The sequence below is a fragment of the Nocardiopsis sp. NPDC007018 genome, assembly GCF_040635075.1.
Classification (GTDB): domain Bacteria; phylum Actinomycetota; class Actinomycetes; order Streptosporangiales; family Streptosporangiaceae; genus Nocardiopsis.
Genome location: NZ_JBEYHA010000046.1, coordinates 1 through 21377, shown reverse-complemented (window position 1 = coordinate 21377; position 21377 = coordinate 1). Strand labels below are relative to the sequence as shown.

Here is a 21377-nt window from a genome sequence, read left to right as displayed (position 1 = left end):
TTTAGGGTGCACTCACCTGGTTCGCAATCGCGCAAAAGGGACAACGAATCTCGCGAAACGGACAGGTCGCCGCTCGTCACTGGAGACGGAACCGACCCGGACTCGTGCCCGTCACCCTCCGGAAGACCGCGCCGAAGGCGCTCGCCGAGCGGTAACCGACCCGCTCGGCGACCTCCTCGATCTCCTCCCCCACCGCCAGCAGCCCGATCGCGTGCTGCACCCGGGCGGCCGCCACCCACTGACTGAACCCCAGACCGGTCTGCGCGCGGAAGGCCCGGGTGACGGTCCGGGGGCTCACTCCGAGCCGGGCGGCCCACGCGGCCAGGGTCGTGCCGTCGGCGGGGTCCTCGCGCACGGCGGCGACGATCGGCTCCAGGAGCGCGGCGTCGGGAACGCGCAGCAGCAGCTCGACCGGGGACGGGGCCAACAGGTCGAGGACCACCGCCTCGGTGCGGGCACGCGCGGCCCCGTCCAGTTCCTCGGTGGCGAGCCGGTCCAGCAGCAGGCGCAGCAGCGGCGTGACCTCGACCGCGACGGTGGTGTCGGCCAGGGCCGGGACCGCGCGCACGCTGAACTGCGCCGCGTGGTGCCACGTGCCCGCCGGCGTCCACCCCGAGTGCGGGGTGCCGGCCGGAATCCACAGGCCGACCGACGGGGTGATGGTCCACACGCGCGCCCCGGTCGTGGCCGTGGACGCGCCCCTCCGGTTCCAGAGCAGCTCGTGCGTGGGGTGGGAGTGCTCCTCCCAGTAGGTGTCGCGGGCGATCACCTCGCCGGTACCGCGCACCACGAAGGGGACGTCGATCTCGCCCGCCCCGTAGGAGGGCAGGCTGCGGTTCTCCGCCGCGCCCGAGCGTACGCCCCGTCGGCGCCGCGTCCTGTCCTGTTCGACCACGTCGCACAGGCTATGCCGGAACACCACCATGAACCAAGGTGAGCCTGCCCTTACCCACACCGTGCGCGCAGTCGGCCCCGCGCCGAGCCGGGGGGAGTCACGCGCCCGGTTCGACCTCCGCACCCGTGTCCAGCGCCCGCCGCACGCGGGAATCCCGGCACGGTCGGGAGACGGGAACCGGCGACCGGCCTGGCTCGCGAGCACACCCGGCGGTCACGGGGCGGGCGCGACCACGCGGCCCGACTCCAGAGCGATGACGTGGTCGGCGTCCTCGGCCTCCTCCGCGACGTGGGTCGCGTGCACGACCGTGACACCCTCGGCCGCGACCTCGGCGACCAGCGCCCGCATCCGCTTCATGGAACTCCGGTCGAGTCCCGCCGAGGGCTCGTCCAGCAGCAGCGACGCCGCCTCCTGCGCCAGCCCCTGGGCGATCAGGGCGCGTTGGCGCTGACCCCCCGAGAGCTCCCCCAGCCTCCGTTGGGCCAGGTCGGCCACGCCGGTGCGCTCCATGCAGGCGTCGACCACCGCGTGGTCGCGGCGGGTGAGCGGGCGCCACCAGCCCCGGTGCGCCCACCGCCCCATGGCGACGGTGGCCCGCACGGTGAGCGGCAGCGCGTCCGGCACCGCGCTGCGCTGCACGACGAACGCGGGCCGCCCCACCCGGGGCGTCACCGTTCCGCTCCGCGGCCGGACCGTGCCCGCCAGCACCCCGAGCAACGTCGACTTGCCCGCCCCGTTGGCTCCCACCAGGGCGGTGACGGCTCCCTCGGGAACCTCGGCGGTGACGCCTCGCAGGACGTCCGTCCCGCCGTAGCCCGCGTACAGGTTGTCCAGTCTCATGCCCGACCCCCGGTTCCGGTGTCCGGGTCGGCACGATCCGACCCGATGTGAAAACGATAATGGTTATCGTTATAGAGTGTCCCATCATGGAAGCACTGATCGAACCCTTCGGGGTCACGTTCGTCCAGCGTGCGCTCTGGGCGGGGCTGCTGGTCTCGGCCGTCTGCGCCATCGCCGGCACCTGGGTGGTCCTGCGGGGCATGGCCTTCCTCGGGGACGCGATGTCGCACGGCATGCTGCCCGGGGTCGCCCTGGCCGCACTGTTCGGACAGAGCCTGTTCGTGGGCGCCGCCCTGGCGGCCGGGGCCATGGCCGCCGGAGTCACGGCCCTGAGCCGCTCCCCCCGGCTGTCGCAGGACACCAGCATCGGGCTGCTGTTCGTGGGCATGCTCTCGGTGGGCGTGATCCTGGTGTCGCACTCGGCGTCCTTCGCCGTCGACCTCACCGCCTTCCTCTTCGGTGACGTCCTCGCCGTGCGCGAACGCGACCTGCTCCACCTGGGGCTCTCCCTCGCGGCCGCGCTGGTGGTCGCGACCGTCGGGCACCGGGCGTTCGTCGCCCTGGCCTTCGACCCCCGCAAGGCGCACACCCTGGGGCTGGCGCCGCGTGTGGCACACGCCGCGCTGCTGGGCCTGGTCACCCTCGCCGTCGTCGCGTCGTTCCACGTGGTCGGCACGCTCCTGGTGTTCGGACTGCTCATCGCCCCGCCCGCGGCGGCGCTGCTGTGGGCCCGCAGCATCCCGGGGATCATGCTCACCGCCGCCCTGCTGGGCGGCGCCGCCACCTACGTCGGCCTGCTCGTCTCCTGGCACTGGGAGACCGCTGCCGGGGCGACCATCGCGGCCACGGCCGTGGCGTGCTTCTTCGTCTCGGCCCTGGCCTCCGGGCTGCGCTCGCGCGGGTTCGCCGGACGACGCCCCCCGACCGGCGCGTGCCCCGCCGACCACGCGCCCCCGACCACCACCCTGGAAGGAACGGTGACACCGTGACCCGCCGACACCGCACCGCCGCCCTGGGAGCGGCCACCCTGATCACCCTGCTGGCAGGCTGCTCCGGCGGCGGCACCGCCGCCGAACCCGAGCCCGCGGAGGAGGAGACGCCCCACGGGTACGTCGAGGGAGCCGAGGAGGCCGCCGAGCCACAGCTCCGGTTGGTCGTGGCCGACACCGACACCGGCCGGGTGCGACTCCTCGACCTGATCACCGAGGAGGTCACGGAGCTGGGCGAGGTACCGGGAGTGGACGGCGTCATGGGCGACGGCCGCTTCGCCTACCTGAGCTCATCCCACGAAGGGACCACCGAGGTCTTCGACAGCGGGGTGTGGACCGTGGACCACGGAGACCACAACCACTACTACCGGACCGCCTCCGGAGACGTCGGGGCCCTGGACCTGTCCGACCCCGCGCACGTGGTCACCGACACCGCGCTCACCTCGGTCACCACTGGCCGGGGCGCGTCACTGCTGCTGGAGAGGGCGGAGCTGGAGGACGGGACGGTCGCCACCGCGGGCGTTCGTGTCGACGAGGGGACCACCGTCCTGCCCTACCAGGGGGCGCTGGTCGCCGTGGACACCGACGGGACCGTCCGTGCGCTCGACCGCGACGGCGAACCCCAGGCCGACCCGGGCGCGACCTGCACCGACCCCGACGGTGCCGCCCTCACCCGCCGGGGCCTGGTGGTCGGCTGCTCGGAGGGCACCCTCCACGTCACCGAGGAGGACGGCGACCTGACCGCCTCGACCCTCCCCCACCCGGGTGAGGGACGCGGCGGCCCCTTCCTCCACCGTTCCGGGTCCGCCGTCCTGGCCGCGCTTCCCGGCGACGACACCCTGTGGGTCCTGGACCTGGCCGTCCCCGAGTGGCGGGCCCACGACCAGCCCGGCACCGTCGCCGCGACGACGACCGGCGAGGAGGGACCGGTCCTGGCCCTGGCCGACGACGGAACCCTGCGCGCGCTCGACCCGCGAACCGGCGAGGAGGAGGCCGCCACCGCCCTGCTGGACACGGTGGACCCCGAGCACCCGCCCACACTCGCGGCCGACACCTCCCGCGCCTACGTCAGCGACCCCGGCGCCGGGGTCGTCCACGAGATCGACTACGCCGACGACCTCCGTGTGGCCCGCACCCTCGAACCGGGGATCGCGCCGCACCTGATGATCCAGACCGGACGGTGACCGCCATGCTGCCCCGACGCCCCCTCGCCGCACTCGCCGCCGCCTCCCTCACCCTCATGGTGGTCTCCTGTTCCCCGGAGGAGGCCGGTACCGGGATCGTGGTGACCACCAACATCCTCGGCGACGTCACCGCGCGGATCGTCGGTGACCAGGTCCCGGTCACCGTGCTGATGCCGCCCGACACCGACCCGCACTCCTTCGCGATCTCGGCCCGCGAGGCCGCGACCCTGGAGAACGCCGACCTGGTGGTCCACAACGGCCTCGGCCTGGAGGAGGGTGTCGCCCGCAACGTGGCGGCCGCCGAGGAGGCGGGGGTGCCCGCCCTGGAGGTCGGCTCGGGCGTCGACCCGCTGCCCTACACCTCCGACGAGAGCGAGGGCGAGCCCGACCCACACTTTTGGACCGACCCGGCACGGGTCCTCACGGCCGTCGACCTGATCACCGAACGGGTCATCGAGGAGGTCGACGGGGTCGACGCGGACACCGTGCGGGCCAACGCCGAGACCTACGCGGCCGAGCTGGACGAGCTCGACGCGTGGATGGGCGAGGAGTTCGCCGCCCTGCCCGCCGAGAACCGCAGGCTCGTCACCAACCACCACGTCTTCGGCTACCTCGCCGACCGCTACGACTTCGAGGTGATCGGCGCCGTGATCCCCAGCGGGACCACCCTGGCCTCGCCCAGCACCTCCGACCTCAAGGACCTCTCCGACGCCGTCGCGGAGGCGGGCGTCGCCGCCGTCTTCGCGGACTCCTCCCAGCCCGACCGGCTGGCCACCGTGATGGCCGAGGAGGCCGGGGTGGAGATCGAGGTGGTCCCGCTCTTCACCGAGTCCCTGAGCGCGGAGGGCGGCGGCGCCGAAACCTACCTGGAGATGATGCGCGCCAACACCGAGGCGATCACCGCCGGGCTCCGGGACGACTGAGTCCCGCCCCACTGGGCCCCGCCCCTTCGATCCCGCCCCCCCGCCCCCCGCACCACCCATCCCTGAGAGAGAAGAAGCATGCGTTCGAACAGCACCATCCGCGCGGCGGCCCTGCCCGCCCTGCTCTCCGCCGGTCTCCTCCTGACCGCCTGCGGAACCGGAACCGACGACGGCGCCGCGGGCGCCGACGAGGAGGAGGCCACAGCCGAGACCGTGGCCACGGAGCCCCTCGTCACCACCTACGACGGCGGCCTGTACGTCCTGGACGGCCAGACCCTGGAGGTGGTCGCCGACCTCCCCCTGGAGGGCTTCAACCGGATCAATCCCGCCGGGGACGACCGGCACGTGTTCGTCTCCACGTCGGAGGGCTTCCAGGTCCTGGACGCCGTCGGGGCCGAACTCACCGACACCCTCTTCGAGGCCGACACCCCCGGCCACGTGGTGCGCCACGGCGGCCGGACCGTCCTGTTCGCCGACGGCACCGGAGAGGTCACCGCCTTCGACACCGACGCACTGGGCTCGGGCCTGCCCGAGGAGACCGACGTCCACACCACCGAGGAGGCGCACCACGGGGTGGCGGTCGAGCTGGAGAACGGCGAGATGCTGCTCACCCTCGGCAACGAGGAGGAGCGTGTCGGCGCGCTGGTCCTGGACGCCGACGGGGAGGAGATCGCCCGCAGCGAGGACTGCCCGGGCGTGCACGGAGAGAGCGCGGCCCAGGGCGGAGCCGTGGCCATCGGATGCCAGGACGGCGCGCTGATCTACCAGGACGGCGCGTTCACCAAGGTCACGAGCCCGGACGACTACGGGCGGATCGGCAACCAGGCCGGTTCGGACGCCTCGCCGGTCATCCTGGGCGACTACAAGAGCGACCCCGACGCCGAACTGGAGCGCCCCGAGCGCGTCGCCCTGGTCGACACCGCCGGGGGCGACCTGGAACTGGTCGACCTGCCCTCCAGCTACACCTTCCGTTCCCTGGGCCGGGGACCGGCCGGTGAGGCCCTGGTGCTGGGCACCGACGGCGCGCTGCACGAGATCGACCCCGACTCGGGCGAGCTCACCCGCAGCATCGAGCTGATGGACTCCTGGGAGGAGCCCGTGGAGTGGCAGGACCCCCGGCCCGCGCTGTTCGTGCGCGGGGGCACCGCCTACGTGAGCGACCCGTCCACCAACGAGGTGCACGCGGTGGACCTGGCCTCCGGTGAGGTCACCGGCTCGGTGACGCTGGACGAGGCCCCCAACGAGCTGAGCGGCGTCGCCCACTAGCGATCGTTCGGCTCCGCCGCCCGGCGGACGGATGGCCACGGCTCGGGTGCCCAGGCGCGAACGCGCGGGCGCCCGGGCCGTTCCCCGTCCCCCGCCTCCGTGTGCGGGACGGGGCGGTCGGCCCCAGCCTCCGGCCAGGGCCTCAGGGCGCCGCCGGTCCCGTGGAGTCGCGGATCACCAGATGCGCGGGCAGCACCACCCTCTGCGGGGCGGGGTGCGCCGTGGAGAGCGAGCCCTTCCGGAGCAGGAGTTCGACCGCCACCCGGCCCGCCTCGTCCTCGGGGCCCGCCAGGGTGGTCAGGGCGGGTACGCAGAGGTCGGCACCGAAGATGTCGTCGTATCCGACCACGCTCACCCGGCCGGGGACCCCGACGCCGCGTTCGGCGAGGCGGCGCAGGACACCGATCGCGAGCAGGTCGTTGTGGGCCACCAGCGCGGTCGCCCCGGACACGAGGGCGGCGTCGGCCGCGGCGCCCCCACCGCTGACCTTGGGCGGGAACGGGCCGAGGCGGGCGATGGTGATCCCGCGCCGTTCGGCGGCCGACCTGAGCGCCTTCCAGCGCTCGTTGGCGAGCCAGGACTGGTGCGGGCCGGAGAGGTAGACGACGGACCTGTGCCCGAGCGAGGCCAGGTGCTCGACGATCTGCCAGCTGCCCGGGCCGCTGTCGACGACCACGCCGGGGAGGCCGTCGACCTCGCGGTTGACCAGCGCCAGGTTGTGGCTCTGGGCGATCCCCACGGTCGTCTCGTCGCTCATGCGGCTGGCCGCCAGCACGAAGCCGTCCACCGAGTGGTCCAGTCGTTCGATCTGGTTGCGTTCGTTGGCGGCCGACTCCTCGGTGTTGCCGAGGATGAAGGTGACCCCAGCCTCGCTCGCGCGGCGTTCCGCGCCGCGGATCGTCCCGAAGAAGTGCGGGTTGGTGATGTCGGGGACCAGCATCGCGATGGTCGCCTTGTGCCCGGACTGTAGGGCCGTGGCCAGGGGGCTGGGCCGGTAACCGAGCCGTTCGGCGACCCGCAGGACGTGCTCGCGCGTGGTCGCGTTCACCCTGCGGGGGTTGCCGAAGGTCCGGGAGACCGTGGAGGGGGCCACCCCCGCCTCGGCCGCGACGTCGTAGATGGTGGTGCGCCTCGGAGTGTTCATCTCGCCCCCTTCCTACCGGGTTGTGACAACTTTTGGCAATCGCTTGCCATTGCTGTGAACGGAAACCTAGAGTTCACAAAAGTGTGACAACCACCATGTCCACGGCTCGCTGATCTGCGCAAAGCCGTGTCCTCCCGACTGGAGCGACTGGGATGACCCAACCCCCCGACCCGAACGACACCGGGCCCCCGAGTCCCGCACGGAGGGTGGTCCGCTGCCTGGAAAGGGCCGAACTCGCCGTCGGCGCCCTGCTGCTCACCCTCGTCTTCGCCCTGATGCTGGTCCAGGCGACCCAGCGCCACCTGCCGGTCGCGGGCTGGGTCTGGACCGGCGAACTCGCCCGGTTCGGCCTGGTGTGGCTGACCTTCTCCCTGGTCGGATACCTGGTGGGCCGCGACGAGCACATCACCCTGAAGCTCGTCGACCACGTCGCCCGCGGTCGGGTCCTGCGCGGGGTGTGGGTCCTGGCCAACGTCGTCGTCGCGGCGGTCTCCTTCGGGTTCGTGCTCGAAGCGGCCTCGCTGGTCTTCGGCGGCTCGCCGCAGTCCACTCCCGCCCTCGACATCCCCCTGTCCTGGACCTACGTCATCCCCATGATCGGACTCTCCCTGGCCGCGCTGCGCGCACTGGCCAACACCCTCCTCCCCGCGCCTCCCGCCCTGGAGTCCTCCCCCGGGGAGCGTGTCGAATGAGCGCGGCACTGATCGTCACCGGGATTCTCGTCCTCCTGCTGCTCCGGGTCCCCGTGGCCTTCGCGATCCTCGGTCCGACCCTGCTCTACATGCTCGTCACGGACCAGTCGACCGGGCTGAGCCTGCGCACCGCGGCCCAGGAGGTCAACAGCTTCCCGCTGCTCGCCGTCCCCCTGTTCGTCCTACTCGGGGTGGTCGCCAACCACACGGGGATCGCGGACCGCATCTTCGCCTTCGCCCAGGTGCTGTTCGGCCGGGTGCGCGCCAGCCTGGGCTACGTGAACATCGGCGTCAGCGTCGGCTTCTCGTGGATCAGCGGCACCGCCCTGGCCGACGTCGCGGGCATGGGCAAGATGCTCGTCCCGGCCATGACCAGCCGGGGCTACCCCCGGCGTTTCGCCCTGGGGCTGACCGCCTCCTCCAGCCTCATCAGCCCGGTGATGCCGCCGAGCATCCCCGCCATCGTCTACGCCTCGGTGGCCGCGGTCTCCACCGCCGCCCTGTTCGCCGCCGCGGTCGTCCCGGCGGTGCTCATCGCGGGCGGACTGGCGCTGTACGTGTTCGTCTGGAGCCGCAGACAGCCCCAGCTCGCCGGACGGCGCTCGGCACCCGGGGAGTTCCGCTCCGCGGCCCTGCGCGTCATCGGCCCCCTGGGGGCGCCGGTCCTGCTCCTCGGCGGCATCCTCAGCGGCCTGTTCACCCCGACCGAGGCGGCCGCCGTCGGCGTCGCCTACGTCCTCGTCCTCGGGTTCTGCTACCGGCGCCTCACCCTGCGCTCGCTGTGGGGCATCGCGGTGGAGACCATCACCACGGCGGCGTCCATCACCCTCATCCTGGCCGCCTCGGGGCTGCTGGGCTGGGTCCTGGCCCGTGAGCGGGTCCCGCAGGAGATCGCCGCGTTCCTGCTCGGTTTCACCGACAACCCCGTCGTGTTCCTGCTGCTGGTGAACGTGGCGCTGATCCTCATCGGCACCATCCTGGAGCCCATCGCGGCCCTGGTCATCACGGTGCCCGTGCTCCTGCCCATCGCCGTGCAGTTCGGCGTCGACCCGGTCCACTTCGGGGTGATCGCCATCGTGAACCTGATGATCGGCCTGCTCACCCCGCCCATCGGCGGCGTGCTGTTCGTCCTGGGATCGGCCACCCGGACACCCATGCACGAGGTGTTCCGCGGCACCGCGCCGTTCCTGATCCCGCTCCTGGCGGTCCTCGGCCTGCTCACCGTGGCGCCCGAGCTCGTCCTGTTCCTCCCCGGCCGACTCGGCCTGTAGGGCGCCGTCCCCCGGACGGCGCCCCCGTCCCCCGACCACACCCTCTCCCCTCGCCCCACCGAAAGGCCCCACCATGAACACCGGTCTCCGCGCCGCCGCGCTCCTGCCAGCGGCCGCGCTGCTCCTCACCGCCTGCGGCACGGGCGGCGACGACACCGACGGCCCCGTCCTCACCTTCTCCAACAGCTACACCGACGAACACCCGCACACCCGATGCGGCATCGACCTGGTGGCAGCACACGTCGAGGAGGCCGACGCCGGGTTCCGTGTGGACACCTTCCCCGGCAGTCAGCTGGGGGACAACACCGAGACCTTCGCGTCGGTGATGTCCGGCGACATCGACATGGACGTGCAGGGCTCGGCGGCCCTGGGCTCCGCCCACCAGCCGATCGGTGTCTTCGACGCCGCGTACGCCTTCGACGACGCCGACCACATGTTCTCCTTCTTCGACTCCGAGGCCGCCGAAGCCGTGAAGCAGGGTTTCGAGGAGGCCACCGGGGCGAAGATCCTCGACGTCTGGTACTTCGGGGACCGACACTTCACCGCCAACCAGCCGATCCGCACGCCCGCCGACCTCTCCGGCCTGCGGATGCGGTTCCCCGACTCCCCCATCTACCTCGCCAACGCCGAGGCCATGGGAGCCTCCCCCACGACGGTCGCCTTCGAGGAGGTCTACATGGCGCTCCAGCAGGGGACCGTGGACGGCCAGGAGAACCCGATCGCGACCGTGGACGCCGACAACTACTCCGAGGTGCAGTCCCACCTCAGCCTCTCCGGGCACCAGATCGGCTCTCAGATGATCGTGGTCTCCGGACAGACCTGGGAACGGCTCTCCGAAACACAGCAGGAGGTGCTCCAGGAGGCGGTCAGCCAGGTGCGTGAGGAGAACCGCGCCTGCATCGAGGAGGCGGAGGCGGAGGTCCTCTCCGCGTGGGAGGCCGACGGAGCCATGGAGGTCGTCGACGACGTGGACGTGGAGGCCTTCCGCGCCCGGGCCCACGAGCACTTCCTGTCCACGCTGGAGGGCGAGGAACTGGAGCTGTACGAGGCCTTCCGCGAGTCCGCCTGACCCCGGGGCCGGTTGGTACCCGAACACCACCGGCCCCGCCCCCTTGCATCCCCCACCGGGTCGGCAACGGTCCGGCGTGAACCCGCCCTCCCCGAGCACGGAAACGGAGCCTGAAGGACATGCGGCGATCCATCGCCACGGTCTCCCTCAGCGGAACCCTGGAAGAGAAACTGAACGCGGCCGCCCGGGTCGGCTTCGACGGCGTGGAGATCTTCGAGAACGACCTCCTCTCCTCGCCCCTGGCCCCGCGCGAGATCCGCGCCCTGGCCGGGGAGCTCGGCCTGACCATCGACCTCTACCAGCCCTTCCGCGACTTCGAGGGCGTGGACGACACACGGTGGGCGGCCAACCTGCGGCGGGCCGAGGCCAAGTTCGCGCTCATGGTCGAACTCGGGGTGGACACCCTGCTCGTCTGTTCCAACGCGACGGCCTCGGCCCTCGACGACGACGCCCTGGCCGCGGCCCAGCTGCGTTCCCTGGCCGAGACCGCCGAGCCCTACGGGGTGCGCGTCGCCTACGAGGCACTCGCCTGGGGACGCCGTGTCTCGACCTACGCGCACTCCTGGCGGATCGTCGAAGCCGCCGACCACCCCTCGCTCGGCCTGTGCCTGGACAGCTTCCACATCCTCTCCAGGGGTGACGACCCCTCGGGCATCCGGGACATCCCCGCCGAGAAGATCCTCTTCCTCCAGCTGGCCGACGCTCCGCGCATGGACATGGACGTGCTCCAGTGGAGCCGCCACCACCGCTGCTTCCCCGGGCAGGGCGGCTTCGACCTGACGGAGTTCACCGGTCACGTGATCGCCTCCGGGTACCGGGGGCCGCTGTCCCTGGAGGTGTTCAACGACGTCTTCCGCGCCTCCGACCCGGACCGGACGGCGGCGGACGCCCTGCGCTCGCTGACCGCCCTGGAGGACGCGCTCGCCCGGGCTCGGGAGTCCGAGGACGCGGGACACCCCCGGGACCGGAGCACGGACGCCCCCGTGCACCTGAACCGGCTTCCCGACCCGGTACCACCCCGGAACCTGGCGTTCGTCGAGGTCGCGGCCGCCGACCCCGTCGCGGGGCGCGCCCGCTCGGTGCTGTCGGCGCTGGGGTTCGCGCACACCCGCGACCACCGGTCCAAACCCGTCGAACTCTGGGAGCACGGACGCACCCGCGTCCTGCTCAACTCCGCCGACCCCCGGCTGGGACACACCTGGACCGGGGACGCGGCCGTGACCGCGCTGGGTGTCGAGGTCTCCGACCCGGCGCGTGCCGCGGCCAGGGCGGAGGCGCTCTCGGCCCCGGCCCTGTCCCGCCGCCGCGACCCCTCGGAGGCACGGATGCACGCGGTCGCCGCCCCCGACGGCACCGCCGTTTTCCTCTGCGCCCCCGAGAGGCCCGACGCGCCGGACTGGACGCGGGACTTCTCGGCACCTGCGGTGGACCACCGGACCGACGGGGCCCCGACCCCGGTCACCGGTGTCGACCACGTCGGGCTGCACCAGCCCTTCGACCACTTCGACGAGGCCTCCCTGTTCTACCGGACCCTGTTCGAGCTCTCCCCGTCGGAGAACACCGACCTCTCCTCTCCCGACGGGCTGGTCCGGAGCCGTGTCCTGACGCGGCCGGACCCGGGCTCGGGTCCGCGCATCGCGCTGAACGTGTCCGTCCTGGGACGGGGCCCCCGGGCCGACGCCGCAGGAGGGTCCCAGCACATCGCCCTGGCCTGTGACGACATCGTCGCCGTCGCCCGCGCGATGGTCGCCGCCGGAGAGCCCCCGATCCGGGTCCCCGACAACCACTACGACGACCTCGCCGCGAGGACGGACCTGTCCCCGGCCCGGATCGCCCTCATGCGCGACCTGGGCATCCTCCACGACAGCGACGGCGCGGGCGAGTTCTGGCACCTCTACACGCCCCTGCTGGGCGGCCGACTGTTCTTCGAGGTCGTGCAGCGCGTGAACGGTTACGAGGGGTACGGGGCGGCCAACACCCCGGTGCGGATGGCGGCGCACCGCGCCGGGCACCGTTCGGAGCAGCACACGTGAGGGGCCCGACGAGTGACGACGGGGACGCGCGGCCTCCGGCCCCCGCCTCCGACTCCCCCTCCTTCCTCGTGGGACTGATCGGTTCCGGGATCGGCCCCTCCCTGACACCGGCCATGCACGAGACGGAGGCCGCCGCGCTCGGTCGCCGCCTGGTCTACCGCCGGATCGACCTCGACACCTGGGACCTGCCCGCGTCGTCGGTCGGTGAACTGGTCCGCTCGGCCCCCCGCTACGGTTTCGACGGACTGAACATCACCCACCCCTGCAAGCAGCTCGTCCTCCCCCACCTGGACGAGCTCACCCCCGACGCGGCGGCGCTCGGCGCGGTGAACACGGTGGTGTTCGACGGCGCTCGTTCGGTCGGGCACAACACGGACTGGTCGGCGTTCGCGCGCTCCCTGGACCTGGGACTGCCCGCCGCGCCCCGGAACAGCGTGGTCCTGCTGGGCGCGGGCGGAGCGGGCGCGGCGGTCGCCCACGCCCTGATGACCGCCGGGGTGCGGGACCTGGCGGTGGTGGACACCGACCACGACCGGGCGAGCGGCCTCACCGGTGACCTCTCGGCCCGCTTTCCGGGGCGTCGGTGCCGGGCGGTGCCTCCCCCGGAGGTACCCGGGCTCCTCGGCGGGGCCGACGGGCTGGTGAACGCCACCCCGGCGGGGATGGCCCACCACCCGGACCCGCCGGTGGCCCCGGAGATCCTGCGACCCCACCTGTGGGTGGCCGACGTGGTCTACCGTCCGTTGCGCACCGCGCTGCTCGCCGAGGCCCAGAGGATCGGGTGCGCCACCCTGGACGGCGGCGGCATGGCGGTGTTCCAGGCCGCCCAGGCGTTGGAGCTGATCACGGGGCTGGTTCCGGACCACGACCGGATGGTGGCGCACTTCGCCGCCTCGGCTCGGGGCTGAGCACCGTACGGTCGACGGGGTGCGCGGGAGTCCCGGGCGCCCCGTCGGCCGTACCGGTCCGCGAGCCGATCCGGGCCTCACCTCGGCCACGCGGCGGCCGGGGCCGGAGGACGGCGAGGGGTTCGCGCGTAGGCTCGTGCCCACCGGTGTCCGCGCCCCGGACCCCACCTCCCGGAAAGGAGCCCCCGTGCTCCCCCACGTCACCGAGCCCGACGCCGTCGCGGCCCTGACCTTCGGCGAACGTACGCTGTCCTACCCGGAGCTGTCCGGCGCGGCCTCCCTGGTGGCGGCCGCGCTCCCCCGCGAGGGGCGGGTGGCGGTGTGGGCGACCCCCACACTCGAAACCTGTGTGGCGGTCACCGCCGCGCTCCTGGCCGGGGTCGCGGTCGTCCCGCTCAACCCGCGTTCCGGCGAAGCGGAGCTGCGGCACGTACTCGACGACAGCGTCCCCGTGCTCGTGCTGTGCGCGCCCGACGACGCCCTGCCCGCCGCCGTGGGCGCGCTCCCCCGTCTGGACGTGGACGCCTCCCCCGCCCCGGAGGCGCCCCCGTTCTCACGCGAGGTGGACCCCGAGGCCACCGCCCTGGTCGTCTACACCTCCGGTACCACGGGCCCTCCCAAGGGCGTGCTGCTCTCACGGCGCGCCGTGGCCGCCACGCTGGACTCCCTGGCCACGACCTGGGAGTGGACCGACGAGGACGTCCTGGTGCACGCCCTGCCCCTGTTCCACGTGCACGGACTCGTCCTGGGCGTCCTCGGGCCCCTGTACCTGGGCGCCCACCTGGTCCACCTGGGCCGGTTCGAGGTCCGCGCGCTCATCCGGGCCCTGGAGGCGGGCGCGACCATGCTCTTCGGCGTCCCCACCATGTACCACCGGCTCGCCTCGGCCGTCGAGGACGACCCCGCCCTGGTCGCGGCGCTGGCCGGGGCCCGACTGCTGGTGTCCGGCTCGGCCCCGCTACCGCTGCCCGACCACGAACGGCTGACCGCCGCCACCGGGCGCCGGGTGATCGAGCGCTACGGCATGACCGAGACCCTCATGAACACCAGCGTCCGCCCGGACGACTCCGGCGGCACCGGCACCGTGGGCCCGCCGCTGGACGGCGTGGACCTGCGTCTGGTCGACGACACGGGCGCGGAGCTACCTCCCGGCTCGGAGGAGATCGGCGAGGTCCAGGTCCGCGGACCGAACCTGTTCTGCGGGTACCTCAACCGGCCCGACGCCACCAACGAGGCGATGGACGGCGACTGGTTCCGCACCGGGGACATGGCCGTGCGCGACACGCGCGGACGCGTCCGGCTGGTCGGCCGCGCCAGCACCGACCTCATCAAGAGCGGCGGATACAAGATCGGTGCCGGAGAGGTCGAGAACGCGCTGCTGACGCACCCCGGGGTGGCCGAGGCGGCCGTGACCGGCGAGCCCGACCCGGACCTGGGCGAGCGCGTGGTCGCGTGGGTGGTGGTGGCCGGACCGGTCCCGCCGACCCTGGCGGAGCTCGCGGACCTGGTCGGCGCGCGGTTGGCGCCGCACAAGCGCCCCCGCCGCCTGCGCCTGGTGGAGGCGCTGCCCCGCAACGACATGGGCAAGGTCCTCAAACGGGAGCTCGGCCGCTGAGGCCGCTGACCGCGGCCGGGGCGGTGCCCACGCGAACCGCCCGACAGCGTCCGGGCCCCAGGGGTTTCACCCGGGGCCCGGGCCCGGCTCAGAGCCGCACGTCCTCACCGAACCACGGCTCGACGATCCGGTCGTAGGTGCCGTCGTTCAGCGCCATGGTCAGCCAGTGGTCCACGTACTGCTTGAACACGTCGTCGCCCCGGGGCAGCATGAACGCCTTCTCGAAGAAGTCGAACGGCTCCTCGGGGTTGACCGCGCACAGCTCCTCGTACTCGTTGGCCACCCACAGCACCTCGGAGGCGTCGGTCGTCATCACGTCGGCGCGGCCCGCGACGATCTCGTCGAAGATGGTGTTGTTGTCGTGGGTGAGGAGCTCGCCGTCCGGGTAGTGCTCCTCGGCGAACACCTGGTTGGTGCCCCCGCTGGGCATGATCGAGCGCACCCCGGGCTGGTTGATCTGCTCGATGGTGCGGTAGTCGTCAACGTTCTCGCACAGGGTGATCGGCGTCTTGCCGTCCTCCATGAGCGGCGCGGAGAAGTACGCCTGCCGTGCGCGCTCGGTGCTGATCGAGATGCCGCCGACCGCGACGTCGCACCCGGCGAGGAAGTCCTCCATCAGGTCGTCCCAGGTGGTGCGGGTCCACTCGATCTCCACACCGAGGTCCTCGGCGAGGTCGCGCGCCATGTCGACGTCGATGCCGGTGAACTCGTCCGGGTCGGCCTCCAGGAAGGTGAAGGGCCGGTAGTCGCCGGTCGTGCACACCTGGAGCGAGCCGCGCTCCAGGACGGTGTCGAGCCTGCTCTCCCCCGCGTCGGCGACGTCCGGGTGCGCCGAGCCGTCGGGGTCGGTCCCCGAGCACGCGGCGGTCAGGGACACCGTCAACGCGACGGCGGCGGCGGTACGGAGGCGGCGCGACTGGGCTGGCTCTGGTGACACGTGCGGACTCCCCGGCTTCTGTCGAGTGATCCGGGTCATACTAGCCACGGCCGGTCGCGGGCGGCACCGGCGGGCCCGGGTACGCGGAACGGCCCCGCCGGAGCGGGGCCGTTCATCGGAGCGGTCGTTACCGGGGCGAACCGGCCGGGGCATCGGCCTCGCGGGCCCCACCGCCGTCCGTACCGCTCTCGGGGCCGCCGGTCTCCCCACCATCGCGGGTGCCCTCACCGGGCACCGGGGCGGCGGGGGCGAGCCGGTCGCCCTCGATGTCCACGTTCGGCAGCAGACGGTCCAGCCAGCGCGGCAGCCACCAGGTGGCCCGTCCGAAGAGCGCCATGATCGCCGGGCCGAGCGTCATCCGGATCAGGAAGGCGTCGATGAGGATGCCCACGGCCAGCACGAACGCGATCGGCTTGAGCATCTCCACGTGGCCGAACACGAACGACGCGAACACGCTGATCATGATCGCGGCGGCCGCCGTGACCACACGCGCCCCCTGCGTGAAGCCGGTGGAGATCGCCGCCATCGGCTCGGCGCCGTGCACGTGGTCCTCCCGCATACGCGAGACCAGGAAGACCTCGTAGTCCATGGCCAGACCGAAGAGGATGCCGATCATCAGGGTCGGCATGAACGCCAGGAGCGGCCCCGGCTCCACACCGAACAGCCCGGCCCCGTACCCCCACTGGAAGACGACCACGGTCAGGCCCAGGGAGGCGCCCGCGCTGAGCACGAACCCCAGCGCGGCCTTGACCGGCACCAGGATCGAGCGGAACACGACCGTCATGAGCACCAGGGCCAGGCCGATCACCACGGCGGCGAACACCGGCAGGGCGTCGGCGAGGCGTTCGGAGACGTCGATGGCCATGGCCGCGGCACCGGCCACCACGATCTTCGCGCCGGTCTCGTCCTCGATCTCGCCCCGCAGGTCGCGCACGTCGTGCAGCACGTCCTCGGTGGCGGTGTCCGAGGGGCCGGTCTCGGGGATGACCACGATGATCGCGGTGTCCCGCACGTCGCTGAGCTGGGGCGGGAACACCTCCGCGACCCCGTCGACCTCCTCCATGCGCTCGGCCACCTCGTCGGCGGCGGCGGGCATGTCCGGCAGCCCGGTCAGGTCGGCCACCACGGCGAGCTGTGCGGTGTGTCCGGGACCGAACTCCTCGCTGATGATCTCGAAGGCCTGGCGCTGCGTGGTGTCGGTCGAGCTGGTCTCGTCGCTGGGCAGGCCCAGGTGCATACTGCCCAGGGGGAGCAGGAGCGCCCCGAGGACGGCGGTCACGCCCACGATCGCGATGATGGGACGCTTGATGACCATGCCGATCCACCGCGCGCTCATGGTGCGCTCGGAGACCATCGCCCGCTCGGCGCGGCGGCCCAGCACCGGCAGGCGCCCGGCGGTGACCCGGTGGCCGATGAACCCGAGCAGGGCCGGGAGCAGCGTGATCGCGACGAGCACCGCGACCGCGACCGTGACCATCGCGGCCACGCCCATGAGGGTCAGGAACGGGATCTGGACCACCGACAGCCCGAGCAGCGCGATCACGACCGTGATCCCCGCGAAGACCACGGCGCTGCCGGCCGTGCCGATGGCGCGGGCCGCCGACTCAGCGGGGTCCCAGCCCTGCGCCACCTGCTTGCGGTGGCGGGAGAGGACGAACAGCGAGTAGTCGATGCCCACGGCGATGCCCAGCATGAGCGCCAGGATCGGGGCCGTACTGGTGAGTTCGATCAGGCTGGACGAGGCGTAGAGCAGCAGCATGCCCACACCCACGCCGATCAGGGCGAGCAGGATGGGCAGACCGGCGGTGACCAGGGCGCCGAAGTTGATGATGAGGACCACGAGGGCGGCGACCAGGCCGACGACCTCGCTCGGGCCCATGATGGCGGGCACCTGCTGGGTGATGGAGGGACCGCTGAACTCGACGTCCATCCCGGCGGCGCGGGCCTGGTCACCCGTGTCGAGGATGGCCTCGACGGTCTCGGAGGGGACCTCGCCGTTGCGGAACTCCAGCTGGACCTGGATCATCACGCTGTCGCGGGTGTCGGAGAGCTGCGGCACCTGGTCGAGGATCTGCTCCTCGTCGAAGTCGGGTGCCTGCTCGGCGACGGCGGCGAGCGCCTGGGCCTCGGCCTCGACCATCAGGTCCTCCACGACCTGGTCGCGGTCGGGCGTCTCCGGCGGGACCAGACCCTCGACCTGTTCGCGGGCGGCCTCCAGGGCCTCCTCCTCGCCCTCGGCGATCCCGTCGTCGTACTGCTGCCGGGCGTCCTCCAGAATCCCGTGCGGGCTGAAGACCTCGTCGACGCCCGGAACCCGCGCCAGTTCGTCGGCGGTGGCCCGCACGGCGTCGGCGTACCGGTCGTCCTCGATGACGTCGGAGCCGTCGGGAGCGCGCAGCACGGCGGTGACGGACTCACCCGTGGTGGAGAACCGCGCCTCCATCAGGTCGGTGGCCTGTTCCGACTCGGTGCCGGGGATGCTGAGCGCGTCGTTGAGCGGGGCGCGGAACACCAGCGCCGCACCGCCCGCGAGCACCAGGACCAGCAACCACGAGAACACGACCAGCCATCGTCGTCGGTAGGCGAACCCACCCAGACGATAGAGCAGCCCAGCCATACTCATTCCCCTCAACCCCGACGTACGCTTCCGTTCCAGCTCATACGACGCCGATGAGGCGAACTGCCGAAAACCATGAGAGTTCGATGAGAACGGCGCGCCGCCGGTGAGATCGTCGTCACGTCGACCGGTGTCCGCGCCGCCGTCCGGGGCGGGACGGGACGGGAAGCGCAGGGTGACCGTGGTGCCCCCCGCCGCGGTGGAGGAGAACTCGGCCTCGCCCCCGTGGGCCCGCATGACGGCCCGGACGATGGGCAGTCCCAGCCCGCTGCCGGGGCGTCCGGTGGCCGCCGAGGCCCGGTAGAAGCGCTCGAACACGAACGCCGCGTTCTCCTCGGGGACCCCGGGGCCCTCGTCGGCCACCTCCAGGACCACGCGTCCGTCCGTGCGGTACAGCCGGACGGTCGCCGGACTGTCGGCCGGGGTGTGCACGCGCACGTTGGCCAGCAGGTTGGAGACGGCCTGGCGCAGTTCCGGTTCGTCGCCGACCACGAGCCCGTCCGCGGTGACGTCGGTGCGCCACTCGCGTTCGGGCTGGGCGGCGCGGGCGTCGGAGACGCTGTCGGCCACCACGCGGCCCAGCGCGACGACCTCGTACCGGGGGGCGGGCCGTTCGTCGAGGCGGGCCAGGTAGAGGAGGTTGTCCACGATCGCGGCCATGCGCTCCGACTCCTGCTGGGAGCGGGTGATGACGTCCGGGCGCCGGGCGACGTCGACCACCCCCTGGGCCACGAGCTGGAGGTAGCCGCGGATCGACGTGAGCGGGGTGCGCAGTTCGTGCGAGGCGTCCGAGACGAACCGGCGCAGCCGCTCCTCGGACCTCTCGTGGGCGTGGAGGGCGCCGCGCAGACGCGCGAGCATACGGTTGATGGACAGCGTGAGGCGGCTGATCTCGTCGGCCGTCCCCGGGGCGGGCTCGGGGACGCGGCGTTCGAGGTCGCCCCGGGCGATCGCCTCGGCCGTCTCCACGACGTCGTCCAGCGGGCGCAGGCCCCTGCGGATGACGGCGGTCCCGGCGGCCAGCGCGAACCCGAGCATGACCAGACCGACCACCACCTGGATCGCGACGAGCCGGTGCACGGTGGCGATGACCGGGCGCAGGGGTTCGCCCAGCAGGACGACGGCGTCCTGCTCGGGCAGTCGCAGCACCTTGACCCGGTACTCGTCCCCCTCCCGTTCGACCGTGAACACGCCCTCGGGGGCGCTGTCGGTGTCGATGTCGCGGACCAGTGTGGGCCCCGAACCCTGGAGGCGGTGCACCTTGGGGTGGCTGTCGCCCGGCACCCGGGTGACGAACTCGGCGATGAAGTCGCCGGGAGCGCGGATCTGTTCGACGAGCTGGTCGGGGCTCTTGGTGAAGATCTCGTCCTGGTTGGCGCGGACGAACGACGCGCTGGTCTCGATCCGCTCGTCCAGCCGGTCGACCAGGTAGGAGCCGAGGAAGGTCGAGCTCGCCACCGCCACCACGCTCAGCGCGAGCAGCATCAGGACGGCGTTGACCACCACCATCCGGCCGCGCAGGGTCCGCCACGGGGCCCTCACTCGGGATCGCCCTCGCGCAGCGCGTAGCCGAAGCCCCGCTGGGTGCGGATGAGGTTCGGGCCGTGGGCGCCGAGCTTGCGCCGCAGGTACCCGACGTAGGTGTCGACGATGTTGGAGCCGCCCGTGTAGCCCTCGCTCCACACCTCGTCGATGATCTGCGGGCGCGAGAGCACCCGTCCGCTGTTGAGCATCAGGTAGCGGAGCAGGTCGAACTCGGTGCGCGAGAGCGGCACGGGGTGACCGGCCCTGCGCACCACGCAGGCGCGCTCGTCCAGTTCGACGTCCGCGAAGCGCAGGACGCCGTCGCCGGGGTCGGGGGCGTTCCCCGGGCGCGTGCGACGCAGGACCGCCCGCACCCGCGCCACCAGTTCGTCGGTGTTGAACGGTTTGGTGACGTAGTCGTCGCCGCCGTAGGTCAGACCCGCGACGCGCTCGCTGTGGGCGTCCTTCGCGGTGAGGAAGACGATGCCCAGGCCGGGCCGGGAGCGCCGCAGCGCGCGACACACGTCGAACCCGTCCCCGTCGGGGAGCATGACGTCCAGTACGACCAGGTCCGGCCCGAAGAGGTGGGCGGCGGTGTGCGCCTCGGCCGCCGTGGCGGCGGTCCGCACCTCGAATCCGTGGAACTCCAGCACGGTCGCGACCATGTCGAGGATGTTGGGTTCGTCGTCGACGACGAGGATCTTGGCTTGCATGATCGGTCCATCACAGCCGAAGGGGATGAGAGAGCGATGAGAGCCCAGGTCACGGGCTTGTCGTCGCCCGGACCCGGGCCCGATGGTAACCCCGCGGCCCGACCGGGACGGCCATCCGGCGGTTGCCCCCGCCTCCGATCCAAGGCAGAGTAGGAAAAAACCTAGGAAGGTTAGGATCATCATGCCGCGTGTGGGACTCACCCGGGACACCCTGGTGTCCGCCGCCGCCGACGTCGCCGACGAGATCGGGTTCGACCGCCTGTCTCTGGCGGTCCTCGCCGAGCGGTTCGGCGTGCGTGACGCCAGTCTCTACACGCACGTGAAGAGCCTGGCCGACCTCAAGGAGAGCGTCGCGCTCCTGGCCCACGACGAGTGGGCCGACACCCTCGGGCGTGCGGTGGCCGGCCGCTCCGGGCACACGGCGCTGCGAGCCTTCGCGGACGCCTACCGGGCGTTCGCGACCGGCCATCCGGGCCGCTACGCCGCCACCCGCCACCCCGTCCCACCCGAACGGCTCGACGCGTCCACCGGGGTGACACGCATCATCGACACCTGCTTCGCCCTGCTGCGCGGCTACGAGCTGACCGGGCAGGACGCCACCGACGCGGTCCGCCTGCTACGCAGCACCTGCCACGGCTTCAGCGACCTCGAGGCGGGGGGGGGGGGGGGCCCCCCCCCCCCCCCCCGGGGGGGGGGGGGGGGCGGGGGGGGCGCCGCCCCCCCCCCACGGGTACACCGGGGGGGGGTCGGGGGCCCG

Annotated in this window: 17 protein-coding genes; 11 read left to right on the top strand and 6 right to left on the bottom strand. The window is 72.7% G+C overall.

All coding sequences use genetic code 11. From position 1 onward, the window contains the following. Nucleotides 1–76 precede the first annotated feature (76 nt). Both ABZ635_RS21160 and aztA read right to left on the bottom strand, forming a co-directional pair. Entirely contained in the window at nt 77–895 is an 819-nt protein-coding gene (locus tag ABZ635_RS21160) for an AraC family transcriptional regulator (protein WP_357767855.1), read from the bottom strand. Nucleotides 896–1108: 213 nt separating this feature from the next. Continuing rightward, the gene (gene aztA / locus ABZ635_RS21155) at nt 1109–1735 is read right to left on the bottom strand and encodes a zinc ABC transporter ATP-binding protein AztA (RefSeq protein WP_357767852.1); all 627 of its coding nucleotides are present in this window, start codon (nt 1733–1735) and stop codon (nt 1109–1111) included. An 86-nt stretch (nt 1736–1821) separates the two neighbouring features. On the opposite strand from aztA, the gene aztB reads away from it, so the two are divergent. The 4 genes from aztB to aztD all read left to right on the top strand — a co-directional run bounded on the left by aztB (nt 1822) and on the right by aztD (nt 6097). Continuing rightward, on the top strand, nt 1822–2724 hold the full coding sequence (gene aztB, locus ABZ635_RS21150; protein ID WP_357767850.1) for a zinc ABC transporter permease AztB: 903 nt from the start codon (nt 1822–1824) through the stop codon (nt 2722–2724). Then, the gene (locus ABZ635_RS21145; protein ID WP_357767847.1) at nt 2721–3908 is read left to right on the top strand and encodes an ABC transporter; all 1188 of its coding nucleotides are present in this window, start codon (nt 2721–2723) and stop codon (nt 3906–3908) included. The genes aztB and ABZ635_RS21145 overlap by 4 nt, the downstream gene beginning before the upstream one ends. A 5-nt stretch (nt 3909–3913) precedes the next feature. Continuing rightward, entirely contained in the window at nt 3914–4831 is a 918-nt protein-coding gene (gene aztC / locus ABZ635_RS21140) for a zinc ABC transporter substrate-binding protein AztC (RefSeq protein ID WP_357767844.1), read from the top strand. Between the two features lie 78 nt (nt 4832–4909). After that, nucleotides 4910–6097, top strand: coding sequence for a zinc metallochaperone AztD (gene aztD, locus ABZ635_RS21135; protein WP_357767842.1), 1188 nt, complete (start codon nt 4910–4912; stop codon nt 6095–6097). Between the two features lie 142 nt (nt 6098–6239). Here the strand turns inward: aztD and ABZ635_RS21130 are convergent, their stop codons facing one another. Then, nucleotides 6240–7241, bottom strand: coding sequence for a LacI family DNA-binding transcriptional regulator (locus tag ABZ635_RS21130; protein ID WP_357767839.1), 1002 nt, complete (start codon nt 7239–7241; stop codon nt 6240–6242). Nucleotides 7242–7393: 152 nt separating this feature from the next. Here ABZ635_RS21130 and ABZ635_RS21125 point away from each other — a divergent pair, with 152 nt between their 5' ends. The 6 genes from ABZ635_RS21125 (at nt 7394) to ABZ635_RS21100 (ending at nt 14829) form a co-directional block, all read left to right on the top strand. Further along, entirely contained in the window at nt 7394–7933 is a 540-nt protein-coding gene (locus tag ABZ635_RS21125; RefSeq protein WP_357767835.1) for a TRAP transporter small permease subunit, read from the top strand. Further along, nucleotides 7930–9204 (top strand): TRAP transporter large permease, encoded by a 1275-nt coding sequence (locus ABZ635_RS21120; protein WP_357767833.1) that lies wholly within the window; start codon nt 7930–7932, stop codon nt 9202–9204. The genes ABZ635_RS21125 and ABZ635_RS21120 overlap by 4 nt, the downstream gene beginning before the upstream one ends. 73 nt (nt 9205–9277) lie before the next feature. Further along, nucleotides 9278–10273 carry a DctP family TRAP transporter solute-binding subunit gene (locus tag ABZ635_RS21115; RefSeq protein ID WP_357767831.1) on the top strand — a complete coding sequence of 332 codons (996 nt, stop codon included), beginning with the start codon at nt 9278–9280 and terminating at the stop codon, nt 10271–10273. Between the two features lie 119 nt (nt 10274–10392). Then, the gene (locus tag ABZ635_RS21110; RefSeq protein WP_357767828.1) at nt 10393–12306 is read left to right on the top strand and encodes a TIM barrel protein; all 1914 of its coding nucleotides are present in this window, start codon (nt 10393–10395) and stop codon (nt 12304–12306) included. Next, nucleotides 12303–13214 carry a shikimate dehydrogenase gene (locus ABZ635_RS21105; protein ID WP_357767825.1) on the top strand — a complete coding sequence of 304 codons (912 nt, stop codon included), beginning with the start codon at nt 12303–12305 and terminating at the stop codon, nt 13212–13214. The genes ABZ635_RS21110 and ABZ635_RS21105 overlap by 4 nt, the downstream gene beginning before the upstream one ends. Nucleotides 13215–13401: 187 nt before the next feature. Next, complete coding sequence (locus ABZ635_RS21100) at nt 13402–14829, top strand: acyl-CoA synthetase (RefSeq protein WP_357767823.1); 1428 nt, start codon at nt 13402–13404, stop codon at nt 14827–14829. An 88-nt stretch (nt 14830–14917) separates the two neighbouring features. Here ABZ635_RS21100 and ABZ635_RS21095 read toward each other — a convergent pair whose 3' ends face one another. The 3 genes from ABZ635_RS21095 to ABZ635_RS21085 form a co-directional block, all read right to left on the bottom strand. Beyond that, entirely contained in the window at nt 14918–15766 is an 849-nt protein-coding gene (locus ABZ635_RS21095; protein WP_357767820.1) for a transporter substrate-binding domain-containing protein, read from the bottom strand. 127 nt (nt 15767–15893) lie between these two features. Further along, on the bottom strand, nt 15894–19925 hold the full coding sequence (locus ABZ635_RS21090; protein WP_357767817.1) for an MMPL family transporter: 4032 nt from the start codon (nt 19923–19925) through the stop codon (nt 15894–15896). Then, on the bottom strand, nt 19922–20620 hold the full coding sequence (locus ABZ635_RS21085) for a response regulator transcription factor (RefSeq protein WP_357767814.1): 699 nt from the start codon (nt 20618–20620) through the stop codon (nt 19922–19924). Before ABZ635_RS21085 ends, ABZ635_RS21090 begins: the two co-directional genes overlap by 4 nt. Before the next feature lie 181 nt (nt 20621–20801). Between ABZ635_RS21085 and ABZ635_RS21080 the strand changes: the two genes are divergently transcribed. Beyond that, nucleotides 20802–21377 (top strand): WHG domain-containing protein (locus ABZ635_RS21080; protein ID WP_357767811.1); only part of this gene is annotated, 576 nt, incomplete at its 3' end.